This window comes from Streptomyces sp. 4N124 (assembly GCF_052245395.1).
Classification (GTDB): Bacteria; Actinomycetota; Actinomycetes; order Streptomycetales; family Streptomycetaceae; genus Streptomyces.
The window spans coordinates 43,606-56,790 of sequence record NZ_JBQQBS010000030.1 but is presented as its reverse complement, the minus strand read 5'-3'; the positions used below and the strand labels follow the sequence as shown (position 1 = coordinate 56,790).

Annotated in this window: 12 protein-coding genes and 2 tRNA genes; 2 read left to right on the top strand and 12 right to left on the bottom strand. The window is 69.9% G+C overall.

Annotated elements, in window-relative coordinates; translation table 11 throughout:
• Positions 1-93: 93 nt before the first annotated feature.
• From ACTWQO_RS27560 to leuS, 3 genes are all read right to left on the bottom strand, one after another.
• Positions 94-939, bottom strand: coding sequence for a DegV family protein (locus ACTWQO_RS27560; protein ID WP_443240056.1), 846 nt, complete (start codon positions 937-939; stop codon positions 94-96).
• 72 nt (positions 940-1,011) lie between these two features.
• Complete coding sequence (locus ACTWQO_RS27555; RefSeq protein ID WP_443240055.1) at positions 1,012-1,743, bottom strand: hypothetical protein; 732 nt, start codon at positions 1,741-1,743, stop codon at positions 1,012-1,014.
• A gap of 203 nt (positions 1,744-1,946) precedes the next feature.
• Positions 1,947-4,823: a leucine--tRNA ligase gene (gene leuS, locus ACTWQO_RS27550; RefSeq protein WP_443240054.1), complete on the bottom strand. Its 2,877-nt coding sequence runs from the start codon at positions 4,821-4,823 to the stop codon at positions 1,947-1,949.
• 422 nt (positions 4,824-5,245) lie between these two features.
• Between leuS and ACTWQO_RS27545 the strand changes: the two genes are divergently transcribed.
• Together ACTWQO_RS27545 and ACTWQO_RS27540 are read left to right on the top strand one after the other, a co-directional pair.
• On the top strand, positions 5,246-6,562 hold the full coding sequence (locus ACTWQO_RS27545) for a cytochrome b/b6 domain-containing protein (RefSeq protein ID WP_443240053.1): 1,317 nt from the start codon (positions 5,246-5,248) through the stop codon (positions 6,560-6,562).
• On the top strand, positions 6,559-8,172 hold the full coding sequence (locus ACTWQO_RS27540) for an NADH-ubiquinone oxidoreductase-F iron-sulfur binding region domain-containing protein (RefSeq protein WP_328364567.1): 1,614 nt from the start codon (positions 6,559-6,561) through the stop codon (positions 8,170-8,172). Before ACTWQO_RS27545 ends, ACTWQO_RS27540 begins: the two co-directional genes overlap by 4 nt.
• A gap of 57 nt (positions 8,173-8,229) precedes the next feature.
• Here the strand turns inward: ACTWQO_RS27540 and ACTWQO_RS27535 are convergent.
• The 9 genes from ACTWQO_RS27535 to ACTWQO_RS27495 form a co-directional block, all read right to left on the bottom strand.
• Positions 8,230-8,302, bottom strand: a tRNA-Ala gene (locus tag ACTWQO_RS27535).
• A gap of 113 nt (positions 8,303-8,415) precedes the next feature.
• Positions 8,416-8,649, bottom strand: a complete 234-nt coding sequence (locus tag ACTWQO_RS27530) for a hypothetical protein (protein ID WP_003976229.1) — start codon at positions 8,647-8,649, stop codon at positions 8,416-8,418.
• Between the two features lie 3 nt (positions 8,650-8,652).
• The gene (locus tag ACTWQO_RS27525) at positions 8,653-8,826 is read right to left on the bottom strand and encodes a hypothetical protein (protein WP_210574530.1); all 174 of its coding nucleotides are present in this window, start codon (positions 8,824-8,826) and stop codon (positions 8,653-8,655) included.
• A 244-nt stretch (positions 8,827-9,070) separates the two neighbouring features.
• Positions 9,071-9,143 (bottom strand) — tRNA-Ala (locus tag ACTWQO_RS27520).
• Positions 9,144-9,235: 92 nt separating this feature from the next.
• Positions 9,236-9,898, bottom strand: coding sequence for a histidine phosphatase family protein (locus tag ACTWQO_RS27515; RefSeq protein WP_443240052.1), 663 nt, complete (start codon positions 9,896-9,898; stop codon positions 9,236-9,238).
• Positions 9,895-10,338 carry a ribosome silencing factor gene (gene rsfS / locus ACTWQO_RS27510; protein ID WP_301980975.1) on the bottom strand — a complete coding sequence of 148 codons (444 nt, stop codon included), beginning with the start codon at positions 10,336-10,338 and terminating at the stop codon, positions 9,895-9,897. The genes ACTWQO_RS27515 and rsfS overlap by 4 nt, the downstream gene beginning before the upstream one ends.
• A 123-nt stretch (positions 10,339-10,461) precedes the next feature.
• Positions 10,462-12,270, bottom strand: coding sequence for an LCP family protein (locus ACTWQO_RS27505; protein ID WP_443240051.1), 1,809 nt, complete (start codon positions 12,268-12,270; stop codon positions 10,462-10,464).
• A gap of 16 nt (positions 12,271-12,286) precedes the next feature.
• Positions 12,287-12,913, bottom strand: a complete 627-nt coding sequence (gene nadD / locus ACTWQO_RS27500; RefSeq protein WP_443240050.1) for a nicotinate-nucleotide adenylyltransferase — start codon at positions 12,911-12,913, stop codon at positions 12,287-12,289.
• A gap of 46 nt (positions 12,914-12,959) precedes the next feature.
• Positions 12,960-13,124 carry a hypothetical protein gene (locus tag ACTWQO_RS27495; protein WP_443240049.1) on the bottom strand — a complete coding sequence of 55 codons (165 nt, stop codon included), beginning with the start codon at positions 13,122-13,124 and terminating at the stop codon, positions 12,960-12,962.
• Positions 13,125-13,185 lie beyond the last annotated feature (61 nt).

The window sequence follows — 13,185 nt, the reverse complement described above, 5'->3', positions numbered from 1 at the left end:
AACCCGCCCCACTCGCGATGATCTTGGTCAAATCCCGGGGATTACCGCCCAGTTGTGGATAACTCCATCACCCACACGTGCGGGGCAGCCGAGTCACCGCGGCGACACCACGACCCCCAGCAACCCGGGCCCGGTATGCGCCCCGATCACCGCCCCCACCTCGCTCACATGCAGGTCGGCGAGCCCGGGCACCCGCGCCCGCAGCCGGTCCTCCAGTGCCGACGCACGCTCAGGGGCTGACAGATGGTGGACGGCGATGTCGACCTGAGCGCCGCCCGCCCGGTCGGCGACGATCTCTTCGAGGCGGGCGATGGCCTTCGACGCCGTCCGTACCTTCTCCAGGAGTTCGATACGGCCGCCCTCCAGTTTCAGCAGCGGCTTCACCGCCAGGGCGGAGCCGAGCAGGGCCTGCGCTGCGCCGATCCGGCCGCCGCGGCGCAGATAGTCGAGGGTGTCGACGTAGAAGTAGGCGGACGTGCCCGCGGCCCGCTTCTCCGCGGCTGTGACCGCCTCGTCCACCGTGCCGCCGGACTCCGCCACCTCGGCGGCGGCCAGCGCACAGAACCCGAGCGCCATCGCGACCATCCCGGTGTCCACGACCCGCACCGGCACCGGCGCCTCGCGCGCCGCGACGAGCGCCGCGTCATACGTGCCGGAGAGCTCGGCGGACAGATGCAGCGAGACGATGCCGGTGGCCCCGGACTCGGCGACCCTGCGATAGGTCTCGGCGAACAGCTCGGGGCTGGGGCGTGAGGTGGTGACGGGGCGGCGCTTCTGGAGCGCCTGGGCGAGGGAACGGGTGGAGATCTCGGTGCCCTCTTCCAGGGCCCGGTCGCCGAGGACGACGGTCAGGGGCACCGATGTGATGCCGTGGCGCTCCATCGTCCGCGGCGGCAGGTAGGCCGTTGAATCGGTGACGATCGCGACATGGCGGGACATGAGCTGGAGGTTACCTGGCGTAGCGCCCGGGCGGCAGCCCGGCCCCGCTGACTCGGGCGGGCCGGAACCGGATCAAGTGGTGCTCTCAGGACGGGGCTTCTTCTGCCAGGGGTACGTGGGACGCGGGGCCGGCGGGGTGATGGCGGGTCGGGCCGGCTCCTCCTCGGCCGGTTCCGACCGGGGTGTCTCCGGCCAGGTCTGCTGGGCGGCGGGGCTCTCGGCGGCGGGCGCTTCGGGCCACGGGGGCGGCGCGGGTTCCGAGGTGGTCCAGTGTCGCAGGGCGCCGGTCTCCACGTCGATCTGGGTGCTGAGCGAGTCCAGGTCGTCGTCCGCGAAGCGGTGGGCCCGGTCCCGGGCCGCCCAGCGCAGTGAGTCCGCCGAGTCGATGATGCGCTTGGTGCGCTCGCGCAGCGCGGGCAGCCGCTCGGCGAGGGTCGCCCGGTCGGGCTCGGACTCCAGGCGCTTGAGGTCGTCGTCCAGCTCATGGCCGTGCACGCTGAGGCGCTCGAAGAGGCCGATCGACTCCTTGAGGGACTCGTCCTCCGCCACGCGTGCGTGCAGCGCGTCCTGGGTGGCACGCATCGAGGTGCGCAGCTTCAGCCGGAGCTGGGCGATCTCGCCCGCGGGGCCGATCTGGGCGAGGGACTTGGCCCGCAGGGTGTGGTCCTCCACCGTGCGGCGGGCCTGGGTGAGGGTGCGGTCCACGCCGCGCTTGGCCGCGCCGACCGCCTTCACCGTGGCGTAGGCGCCGAGTCCCAGGAAGAGCACGAAGAGCAGGGCGAAAACTGCGACGACTGCTTCCACGGCGCTCCTCCTCCGGACGGGCCCAGCACTCGCGCCGCGCCACTCTTCAACGGTAAACGCAGCGGGCAGGCCCGGAGTTCCAGAAAAACCCCGAACCTGCCCGTAGGGGACCACCCTTAGCCGGAGGCACAAACCCGGCGCAACACCCGCGCCCGCACCGACGCCCGCCCGGCGCCCGCCCGGCGCCCGCCCGGAAACGACGCCTACGCGGGAACGATGTTCACCAGCTTCGGCGCCCGCACGATCACCTTCCGGATCCCGGCGCCGTCCAGCGCCGCGACGACCTTCTCGTCCGCCAGCGCGACCTTCTCCAGCTCCTCCTCGGAGATGGCCGGCGAGACCTCCAGGCGGGCCTTGACCTTGCCCTTGACCTGGACCACGCAGGTCACGGTCTCGTCGACGACGTACGACGGGTCGGCGACCGGGAAGTCCTGGTGCACCACCGAGTCCTCATGGCCCAGCTTGCGCCACAGCTCCTCGGCGATGTGCGGGGCCAGCGGCGCGACCAGCAGCACCAGCGGCTCGGCGACGGACCGCGACACCGCACCTCCGGCCTTGGTCAGGTGGTTGTTCAGCTCGGTGACCTTGGCGATGGCGGTGTTGAACCGCAGGCCCTCCAGGTCACCGCGCACCCCGTCGATGGCCTTGTGCAGGGCGCGCAGGGTGCCCTCGTCGGGCTCCGCGTCGACAACGGTGACCCCACCGGTCGCCTCGTCGACGATGTTGCGCCACAGCCGCTGCAGCAGCCGGAACTGGCCCACCACCGCGCGCGTGTCCCACGGCCGGGACACGTCCAGCGGGCCCATCGCCATCTCGTACAGACGCAGCGTGTCGGCGCCGTACTCGGCGGCGATCTCGTCCGGAGTGACCGCGTTCTTCAGGGACTTGCCCATCTTGCCCAGCAGCCGGGAGACCTTCTCGCCCTGGTAGTAGTAGGCGCCGTCGCGCTCCTCCACCTCGGCGGCCGGCACCGCGATGCCACGGCTGTCGCGGTAGACGTAGGCCTGGATCATGCCCTGGTTGAACAGCTTGTGGAACGGCTCGGCCGACGACACATGCCCCAGGTCGTGCAGCACCTTGGACCAGAAGCGCGCGTACAGCAGGTGCAGGACGGCGTGCTCGGCGCCGCCCACATACAGGTCGACACCGCCGTGCGGCTGACCCGCGCGCGGGCCCATCCAGTACTGCTCGATCTCCGGGTCGACCAGCTTCTCGGAGTTGTGCGGGTCCAGGTAGCGCAGCTCGTACCAGCAGGAACCGGCCCAGTTGGGCATGGTGTTGGTCTCACGCCGGTAGGTGCGCGGACCGCGCCCGTCGCCCAGGTCCAGGGTGACGTTCACCCACTCCTCGTTGCGGGACAGCGGCGTCTCGGGCTGGGTGTCGGCGTCGTCCGGCTCGAAGGTGCGCGGGCTGTAGTCCTCGACCTCCGGCAGCTCCAGCGGCAGCATCGACTCGGGCAGCGCGTGGGCGATGCCCTCCTCGTCGTAGACGATCGGGAAGGGCTCGCCCCAGTAGCGCTGGCGGCTGAACAGCCAGTCGCGCAGCCGGAAGTTGACCGTGCCCTCGCCGATGCCGGTGCGCTCCAGCCACTCGGTGATGCGCGCCTTGGCGTCGACGACGCCCAGGCCGTCCAGGGAGACACCGTCACCGGTGGAGTTGACGATCTTCGCGTCGTACGACACGAAGGCCTCGTCCCACGCGGAGGTGTCCGTGCCACGACCGTCCGTCGGCTCGACCACACAGGTGATCGGCAGCTCGAAGGCGCGCGCGAACTCGAAGTCACGGCCGTCGTGCGCCGGTACGGCCATGATCGCGCCGGTGCCGTAGCCCATCAGCACGTAGTCGGCGATGAAGACGGGGATCCGCTCGCCGTTGACCGGGTTGGTCGCGTACGCGCCGATGAAGACGCCGGTCTTGTCCTTGGCCTCGGCCTGCCGCTCGACGTCGGACTTCGAGGCGGCCTGCGCGCGGTACGCGGCGACGGCCTCGGAGGGGGTCGCGTGGCCGCCGGTCCACACCTGGTGCGTGCCCTCGGGCCACTCCTGCGGCGTGAACTTCTCGACCAGCGGGTGCTCGGGGGCCAGCACCATGTAGGTCGCGCCGAACAGGGTGTCCGGGCGGGTGGTGAAGACCGTGATGCGCTCGCCGTCGATCGGGAAGTCGACGCGGGCGCCCTCGGAGCGGCCGATCCAGTTGCGCTGCTGCAGCTTGATGGCCTCGGGCCAGTCCAGCGCGTCCAGGTCGTCCAGCAGCCGGTCGGCGTAGGCGGTGATGCGCATGTTCCACTGGCGCAGCTTGGCCTTGAAGACGGGGAAGTTGCCGCGCTCGGAACGGCCGTCGGCGGTGACCTCCTCGTTGGCCAGCACGGTGCCCAGGCCGGGGCACCAGTTGACCGGCGCGTCCGAGGCGTACGCCAGGCGGTACTCGCTCAGGACGTCGGCGCGCTCGACGGCGCTCAGCTCGTTCCAGGAGCGCCCGCCGGGCAGTGCGCGCTCACCGCTCTCGAACTGGGCGACCAGGTCCGCGATCGGGCGGGCCCTGCGCGCCTCGTCGTCGTACCAGGAGTTGAAGATCTGCAGGAAGATCCACTGGGTCCACTTGTAGTAGTCCGGGTCGATCGTGGCGAACGACCGGCGCTTGTCGTGGCCCAGGCCCAGCCGGCGCAGCTGGATCTTCATGTTCTCGATGTTGGCCTCGGTGGACACGCGCGGATGCGTGCCGGTCTGCACGGCATACTGCTCGGCGGGCAGGCCGAAGGCGTCGAAGCCCAGGGTGTGCAGGACGTTGTGGCCGGTCATGCGCTGGAACCGGGCGAAGACATCGGTGGCGATGTAGCCCAGGGGGTGACCGACGTGCAGGCCCGCACCGGAGGGGTACGGGAACATGTCCATGATGAACTTCTTGGGCTTGGCGGCCAGTTCGGGGTCGCCCGCCAGGTCGCCCTTGGGGTTCGGCGCCGCGTAGGTGCCGTCGGCGTCCCAGAAGTCCTGCCAGCGTGCCTCGATCTCCGCGGCCAGGGCCGCGGTGTAGCGGTGCGGCGCGGCCACCTCGGCGGCGGCAGCGGGGTTCGTCTCGCTCATGATCCTCAAAGCTCCATCGATCGTCTCTGCCAGCGGCGACATTCAAGAAACGAAAAATCCCCTCGCACAGGAGGGGACGCCGCGCCGATTCCGACCACCAGGTCTCGCCTTGGTCGGGACTGATCAGCGCGGCTCGCTAAGCAGAAGGCGTACGGCACGCATGGCGTCAGGGTACCGCAGCCGCCGAGGAGGCCGCGACGGGCTTCCATGGGGCACACTGACGCCTCACGGCCGCTTGTGAAGATTCCGAAAAGCTGAACAAGGTTCAACTATTACCCGGCGTAACAGTCGCTAATGGACAACACAAGCCCCGCAGGGCCCGTAGATAACAACGCAATAACTCAAACGGCGTACCGGTCAGTTTGACTGGACTTAGAGTGCGGCAGCGGGACCGCTTTCCCGAACCGCTCGGAGTTGCCCCCATGAACCCTCGTCGTAGTAACAGCTCGCTCCCCCAGTCGGGCCGGTCGGCCTACGGGGTGGCGTCGGCTGTCTTTCTGCTGGCCATACCCCTCGTCGTGGTGTACGGAGGCTTCTGGCTCCAGGACTTCCTCAACTTCGGGGCGGGCGTGTTGTCGCTCGTCCTGCTCACCTGCTCCGTGATCTGGGGCCTCGTGGCCCAGGACCGGATGATCCTCAACACCAGGCAGCGGATCATCGCGCAGGGCATCCACCGGGTGACCGCCGTGGGCTCGATCGCGTTTCTGCTCCTGCACATCGGAGTGAAGGTGGCGCTCGACCACGTCGGCTGGCTCGGCGTGTTCATCCCCTTCGGGCTGGTGCTCTCCGGCGGCGAGGAAATCCAGGGCAACGCCGCCCTCATCGGGCTCGGCACGCTGGCCGGCCAGCTCATGATCTTCGTGGGGATCACCGGCGCGCTGCGCAACCGATTCGCGTCCCCGGCACCGATCGCGGCTCGCTGGCGGGCGATGCACATGCTGGCCTATCCGGCCTGGTGCGCCGCCCTGCTGCACGGCCTGTACGCGGGACGCGCGGTGCAGAGCCCGATCTTCACGGTCATGTACGCCCTCTGCGTGCTCGGCGTCATGGCGGCCCTTGCTCTGCGCGCGGCACCGCGCCCGTTCAAGCGCCAGGTCATGGACAAGGCCGCCGCGATCCTCGGCACCGAGGAGAAGCCGGGCCGCGAGAACCTGGAGGAGAGCCGAGCCCGGGTCGCGGGCGGCGCCACCCTGCCCGGCTACGAGCGAGCCGACGCGACGGGCCCCCAGCCGCGTATGACACCCGGCATGGCACCCCCCACGGCGCCCCTGTACGAGCAGCCCGCCCCGGAGCCCGCGAACGGCTTCGCGGCCGCCTACCGCGCCGTCACACCCCCGCGCCCCCAGCAGCCGTACGCGGCCGACCAGACCGCCCGCATGGACCTGCCGCTGGACATGCAGGCCACGGAGGCGATCCCGCGCGTCGACAGCGGCGGCAGCACCTCGGGCAGCTGGCCGATCCCGTCGCCGCCGCCGGTCGGCGAGGCGCCCCCCTCGGCGTACGACCCGCTCACCGACACGGGATACAACATCCCGGCCTATGACAATTCGAGCACTGGCGGGTACGGCCAGAGTGATGTGTACGACACCGGTGAGACGAACACCCTCTACGGCACGTACAACCCCGATGACACGTACAACAGCGGTCCCGCCAATGAACCAACGCCCGGCGATGCGTACGACTTCGACTCACCGGGCCCGGGCGAACCTTGGAACACGCCTTCCGGAGGCTATAGGTGAACGAGGCCCTGCCCGACGTACCCGAAGTCCGCGTGGTCGGCCTTCCGCAGCTCACGTCTGGCTTCGACCTTGTCGAAAGACTTGATCTGCCCATGCACCTGAAGGTGCACGGGCCGCTTGAACCCATGGGCGGCGAGCAACTCGCCAAGCTCGCCGAGAACATCAGCCTGAAGGGCCGCGGCGGCGCGGGCTTCCCCTTCCACAAGAAGCTGCGTTCGGTCGCCGAGGCGGCGATCAAGCGCGGTGTGCGCCCGGTCGTCGTCGTCAACGGAAGCGAGGACGAACCGGCCTGCCGCAAGGACACGGTGCTCATCAACCGTGCCCCTCATCTGATCCTGGACGGCGCCTTGTTGTGCGCCGAAGCCCTCGGTGCCCGCACGCTCGTGGTGGGGGTCACCCGGGAGTCCACCCAGCGCTCCATGGAAGCCGCACTCGCCGAACGCGGCCTGAGCAACGGCCGTAGGTCGGCGCTCCGCGCGCGCGTGCAGCGCAATCCCGTACGGATGGTCACCGGAGCGGCAGCGTCGCTGATCCGGTCCATCGACGGCGGCCCGGCGATCCCGCCCGGCCGCAAGGTCAGCGCCTCCCAGAACGGCGTCGGCGGCGCACCCACCCTGCTGTCCAACGCCGAGACGTTCGCCCAACTCGCCATCGCCGCCCGCATCGGCCCGGAGCGCTACGGCAACACCGGCCTGTACGACGAACCCGGCACGGTCATGCTCACGGTCTCCGGCGCGGTCGCCCGCCCCATGGTGATCGAGGTCCCCACCGGAGTGCCGCTGCGTTACGTCCTGCAGCTCGCCGGCGCCCCGCCGGTCCCGCAGGGCGTGCTGACCGGCGGCTACCACGGCAAGTGGATCGACGCCGCGACGGTCAACGAGGCGATCGTCTCCCGCAACTCCCTGGACGCGGTGGGCGGTTCGCTCGGCGCCGGCGCGATTCTGCCGATCAGCCAGGAGACCTGCCCGCTGGGCGAGTCGCTGCGCGTGGCCCAGTGGCTGGCCGAGGAGAGCGCGGGACAGTGCGGTCCCTGCTACCTCGGGCTGCCGGCCGCGGCGCGCGGCATGGAGGACATCCTCAACGGCGGCGGCCCGGCCGCCCTGGAGGCCCTCAAGCAGGTCGCCAAGAACGTGAAGCGGCGCGGCGCGTGCTCCCACCCCGACGGCTCCGCGATGTTCCTCGAATCGACCGTCAAGGCCTTCACCGACGACCTCGCGGCGCACGTCCTCGGAAACGGCTGCGGACGCCCCGTGGAGGGCGTTCTGCCGCTCTTCGAGGGCGGCAGGACCCCGACGGGCCTCCCGGGCGGCGGCGAGTCCGAGGAGAACGGCCCCAGCCGCCAGAAGATCTACGTCGACTGGACGCTCTGCCGCGGCCACGGCCTGTGCGCGGACATCCTCCCGGAGGTCTTCGAACTGGGCGCGGACGGCTTCCCGACCGTCGCGCAGGCACAGGTGCCGCGCTATGCGGAGGCCAAGGCGGTGCGAGCGGTGCGCCGTTGCCCGGCCCTCGCCCTGCGCATCGAGGAAGAGACCCAGCGCGACAAGGCGCCGGCCCGCAACCTCCCGGTCCTGTCCCAGGGCCGCGGACGCCGCGCGCTGGGCCGCTGAGCACAGAGATACGACGAGGGCGGGCCATCCGATCGGATGGCCCGCCCTCAATTTCTGTGGAGCTAAGGAGAATTGAACTCCTGACCTCCTGCATGCCATGCAGGCGCTCTACCAACTGAGCTATAGCCCCGCGCTGCCCTGCCGGTTTCCCCCGGCGGCGACGCCAACATTACACGGTCGACCGGGGGGAACACCAAATCGTTTCCGTCGGCCCAGAGGTCCGCCACGGCAGGGCCGAGGGCGTCAAGCCGTGACGAACGAATAGAACCGCTTGAGTGTGCAGTGCTCCTCGAGGAGCCGTCCGTAGATCGGCTCGCCCTCCAGCTCACGGTACGTCTCAATGGGGTCGCCCTTTATGATCAGCGCCCGCGCGCATTCCTCGCACCAGTACTGGTAGTCGGGGTTGACCGGTTCCATGTCGCGGACGATCGGCGTCCCGCTGCCGCACCAGTCGCACTTTCGCCTGTGTGCACCCATCGATCAGCTCCAGCTGTGGCCGCAGGCCGTGCACACGTAGGAAATTCCGCCGTTGTCGCCGAGGACCTGAGCGACATGGAGGGAACCGCAGGAAGGGCAGCTGAGCCGGGTCACCGTGTCCCGTGTCATCGCTGCGTCGAGGTGGTCACCGACCGCCTCACGGATGCTCGCAGGCATCACTGGCTCCCTCCCGTCGGGCCGCGCCCCCTTCCGGCCGTTTGATTCTGCCACGGCCGGACCGATACGGTCAGCGACGCCTCAGTACCAGTCCGGACACGGCACTCGCCGCGACCCTCCCGGCCAGCGCGAACCTGCACGCCAGCAGCGTCTCCTTAGAGGTATACGCCTCCGGGGCCCAACTCACTCAAGCCGGTGCCAACAAAAAGATCCCGTCCCCGAGGGGGACGGGATCTTCGTCCTGTGGAGCTAAGGAGAATTGAACTCCTGACCTCCTGCATGCCATGCAGGCGCTCTACCAACTGAGCTATAGCCCCGCGCGTTCCTCCCGCTCGGCGGGCGAACAAGAAGAACTTTAGCCTGCGACCTGCCGGAAAGTGAAATCCGGGTCACGAGCCCTGAGCAGGGCTCAGTCGTCGTCGCCGAGCACCGGCTCCGGCAGCGTCCCGGCGTTGTGCTCCAGCAGCCGCCAGCCGCGGGCGCCCTCGCCCAGAACGGACCAACAGCAGTTGGACAGACCGCCGAGGCTCTCCCAGTGGTGAGCCTCCAGGCCGAGGAGGCGGCCTATCGTGGTGCGGATCGTGCCGCCGTGGCTGACCACCACGAGCGTGCCGTCGTCGGGCAGTTTCTCGGCGTGCCGGAGCACGACGGGGGCGGCGCGGTCGGCGACCTCCGTCTCCAGTTCGCCGCCGCCGCGGCGCACCGGCTCACCGCGCTTCCACGCTGCGTACTCCTCGCCGTGCCGGGCGATGATCTCCTCGTGCGTCAGCCCCTGCCAGACGCCCGCGTAGGTCTCGCGCAGCCCCTCGTCGTGGGTCACCTCCAGGCCGGTGAGCACGGAGAGCTCGGCGGCCGTGTGGGCGGCCCGCTCCAGGTCCGAGGCGACGATCGCGTCGGGCTGCAGCGAAGCCAGCAGCCGGGCGGCGCGGCGGGCCTGGGCGAGGCCGGCCTCGGTCAGGGCGACGTCGGTGGTGCCCTGAAAACGGCGCTCCACGTTCCACGCGGTCTGGCCGTGCCGCCACAGGATGACGCGGCGGCCCCGGCCCGGCCTCGCGCCGGCGGGGGCGCTCACCGCAGCCCTCCGAACTCGGCGGCGTCCTCCTCGGCCTGCAGCTTGGCGTGCTCGGCGGCCTTGCCGCGGGTGGCCTTGGCGTCGGCGGGCAGCTCGAGCTCGGGGCAGTCCTTCCAGAGCCGCTCCAGGGCGTAGAAGACCCGCTCCTCGCTGTGCTGGACGTGGACGACGATGTCGACATAGTCGAGCAGCACCCAGCGGGCCTCGCGGTCGCCCTCGCGGCGCACCGGCTTGACGCCGAGTTCCTTCTGCAGGCGCTCCTCGATCTCGTCGACGATCGACTTGACCTGGCGGTCGTTGGGCGCGGAGGCCAGCAGGAAGGCGTCCGTGATCGACAGCACATCGCTGACGTCGTAGGCGATGATGTCGTGGGCGAGCTTGTCTGCGGCCGCCTGCGCGGCGGTGTTGATGAGCTCGGTGGAGCGGTCAGTCGCGGTCACTACGTGGCTTTCGGTCGGCGGTCACTTGACATCAAGGGTCTCACGACCGCCGACGGCACCCCACGTGATTAAGGGATCACTCCCGATCACTCCCGATCAGCTCCTGATCGCTCGCTGCGGGGCTCACGACGAGGACGGCTCGTAGTCCTGGCCCAGCACCACCGACACGTCCGCGTTCGAGGACCCCTTGCCCTTGGTGACGGCGCTGGTGGGCAGGCCCAGGGTCTTGGCGACCTCGGTGGCGTTCTCCTTGTCGGCGGCATCGGTGTAGGTGACCTTGGACGCCGCCTGGGCGCCGGACGCCGTACCGCCCTCCAGGAAGGTGAAACCGCCGTTGAGGAGCACCACGCGGGCCTTCTCGGTGTTGTCCTTGACGCCGCTGGCGTTCTGGACGGAGACGCGGACGGCCGCGTCCTTGTCGGGGCTCTTCGCGGTGCCGCCGAGGACGTCCTTGACCACGCTGTCGCTCGCCTGCGCGCTGAGCGTGCCGTCCGTCTGGACGGGCAGCAGCGCCGTCTTGTAGTCGCCGCCCTTGGCGAGGTCGGCGAGCTTGGCGAGGAAGGTGCCGAGGTCCTTGTCGGTCAGCGACGGGTCGAGGATCTGCGCCAGCGTCTGCACGGTGGTCGTGGCCGCCGTCGCGTCGGAGGACAGCTTGCGCAGCACGGCCTGCATGACCTGCCCGAACCGCTCCAGCTGGGCGTTCTGGGCCTCGCCGGAGGCGCGGTAGGTGGCGTAGGCGACGGCCATCTTGCCGCTGAGGGTCTGGTCCTCGCCCTTGCTCACCAGGGGCGCGGCGCCCTTCTTCTTGGCGTCGGGGTCGGGCACGTCGGTGTTGGTGGTGACGTCGATGTTGCCGACCAGGTCCACCAGGTTCTGCAGATACGGGGTGTCCAGCCTCCAGGTGCCCTGGATCTGGGTGCCGAGGACGGTGTCGAGGGCCTCGCGCGTTCCGGAGGAGCCGTCGTCCTCGACGGACTTGGCGAGGGTGGACGTGGTGCCGTCGTCGCCGGTCATGGCGAGGGAGTTGGGCAACAGCACCGTGGTGCCCTGCTTGGTGGTGGTGTTGTCGACGAGCAGCGCCGTGGCGGTGCCGCCCTGCTTGGTGTCGTGCAGATGGACGACGATCACGTCCCGTTTCTGGGCGCCCACGGCCGTCGCCTCGCCCGTCTTCGAGTCGTCGGAGGAGGACAGGCCGGGCAGCTTGCCCGCGTACCAGAGGTAGCCGACTCCGCCGACCGCGACCAGGGCGAGTACGACGACCAGGGCGACGACCCGGCTGCGGGCGCGGCGCCGGGCCTCCTCACGGCGCTCGGTGCGGTTCTCCGTGAACGCCAGCCAGTCGATGACGTCCTCGGAGTCGACGTCGGGATCCTCGACGAAGGCGAACTGCTCGGTGTGGTAGTCCCGTTCGGGCTGCGCGGAGGCGGCGGCCTCGTGCTCGGCCGGACCGGCCTGCTGCGGGATGTAGGCGGTCTGCTCGGCGGTGCGCTGCTCGACGCGCGGCTGCCGGCCGCTGGTCGCGGCCTGGCCGTAGGGGTCGTAGGGCGTGGCGGTTTCGGTGCCCCCTCGGCCGCGGTTGCCGAAGGCGTCGAAGGAAGAGGCGGTGGGCGCCTGCTGACCGGTGTCGTAGGGGTCGTACGACGAAACCGGTTGCTGTGAACCCGTGTCATAGGGAGGAACCGGTTGCTGCACGCCCGTGTCGTACGGGTCGTAGGAGGGCACCGGCGGCTGTTGGCCCGTGTTGTACGGGTCGTAGCCGTAGCCCTGCTGGCCGCCGTGCTGTTGCTGCGCGTACGGGTCGTACGACTGCTGCTGCGGGAGCTGCTGGGCCGGGACCTGCCGGTACATCGGCCGGCCGTACTCGTCGTAGCCGACGATTTCGTACTGGTCGCCGTGATCGCCGGGGTACCCCGCGTCGTATCGGTCGTTCACCGGTGCCCCTCTCGGCTCACTCGCCGCGGTACAGCTCGCGCTTGTCGATGTAGCGCACGACTCCGTCCGGCACCATGTACCAGATGGGGTCTCCCTTGGCGACTCTCGCACGGCAATCGGTGGACGAGATGGCCAGCGCGGGAACCTCCACGAGAGAGACACCACCCTCCGGGAGACCGGCGTCCGTCAGATGGTGGCCGGGTCGGGTGACCCCGATGAAGTGCGCGAGGGAGAACAACTCCTCGGTGTCCCGCCAGGTGAGGAGCTGGGCGAGGGCGTCGGCGCCCGTGATGAAGAACAGGTCCGTGTCGGGGTTGAGCGCGCGCAGGTCGCGCAGGGTGTCGACGGTGTACGTCGGCCCGCCGCGGTCGATGTCGATACGGCTCACCGAGAACTGCGGGTTCTCGGCGGTCGCGATGACCGTCATCAGATAGCGGTCCTCGGCCGGGGAGACGTTGCGGTGGCTCTTCTGCCATGGCTGGCCGGTCGGGACGAACACCACTTCGTCCAGGTGGAACTGCGCGGCGACCTCGCTGGCCGCCACGAGGTGACCGTGGTGGATCGGGTCAAACGTCCCGCCCATGACGCCGAGGCGGCGCTTGCCCGCATTCGTCGGGCCGGTAGGCATGTCCTGCTCTCCCATGCGTGCAGACCCTACCGGCCCGTCCTGAGGACACCGGCCGGAGGCTTCAGCGGTCGCGGTTGAAGCGGGTGGTGATCCACAGCAGGAGCAGCAGGATGAAGAGCGCGGCGCCACCCGTCAGATAAGGGCTGAGGCTCTCGTGGTTGCCGCTGTGCTCTTCGCCCTCGGCGGCGAGGGTGACCAACTGGGCTGCGGTGCTGTGGAAGCTCATCTTCGGCAGTACCTATCCGGTGTGGGCGGGATAAAGACGTCGGCCCATGGTAAGCGGGCGG

Bases quoted from the DNA above. Each gene is read 5' to 3' on its own strand.
- ACTWQO_RS27560 (WP_443240056.1), bottom strand. From the start codon at position 939: ATGTCCCGCCATGTCGCGATCGTCACCGATTCAACGGCCTACCTGCCG.
- ACTWQO_RS27525 (WP_210574530.1), bottom strand. From the start codon at position 8,826: ATGCCTGCGAGCATCCGTGAGGCGGTCGGTGACCACCTCGACGCAGCG.
- ACTWQO_RS27545 (WP_443240053.1), top strand. From the start codon at position 5,246: ATGAACCCTCGTCGTAGTAACAGCTCGCTCCCCCAGTCGGGCCGGTCG.
- leuS (WP_443240054.1), bottom strand. From the start codon at position 4,823: ATGAGCGAGACGAACCCCGCTGCCGCCGCCGAGGTGGCCGCGCCGCAC.
- ACTWQO_RS27495 (WP_443240049.1), bottom strand. From the start codon at position 13,124: ATGAGCTTCCACAGCACCGCAGCCCAGTTGGTCACCCTCGCCGCCGAG.
- ACTWQO_RS27530 (WP_003976229.1), bottom strand. From the start codon at position 8,649: ATGGGTGCACACAGGCGAAAGTGCGACTGGTGCGGCAGCGGGACGCCG.
- nadD (WP_443240050.1), bottom strand. From the start codon at position 12,913: ATGGGAGAGCAGGACATGCCTACCGGCCCGACGAATGCGGGCAAGCGC.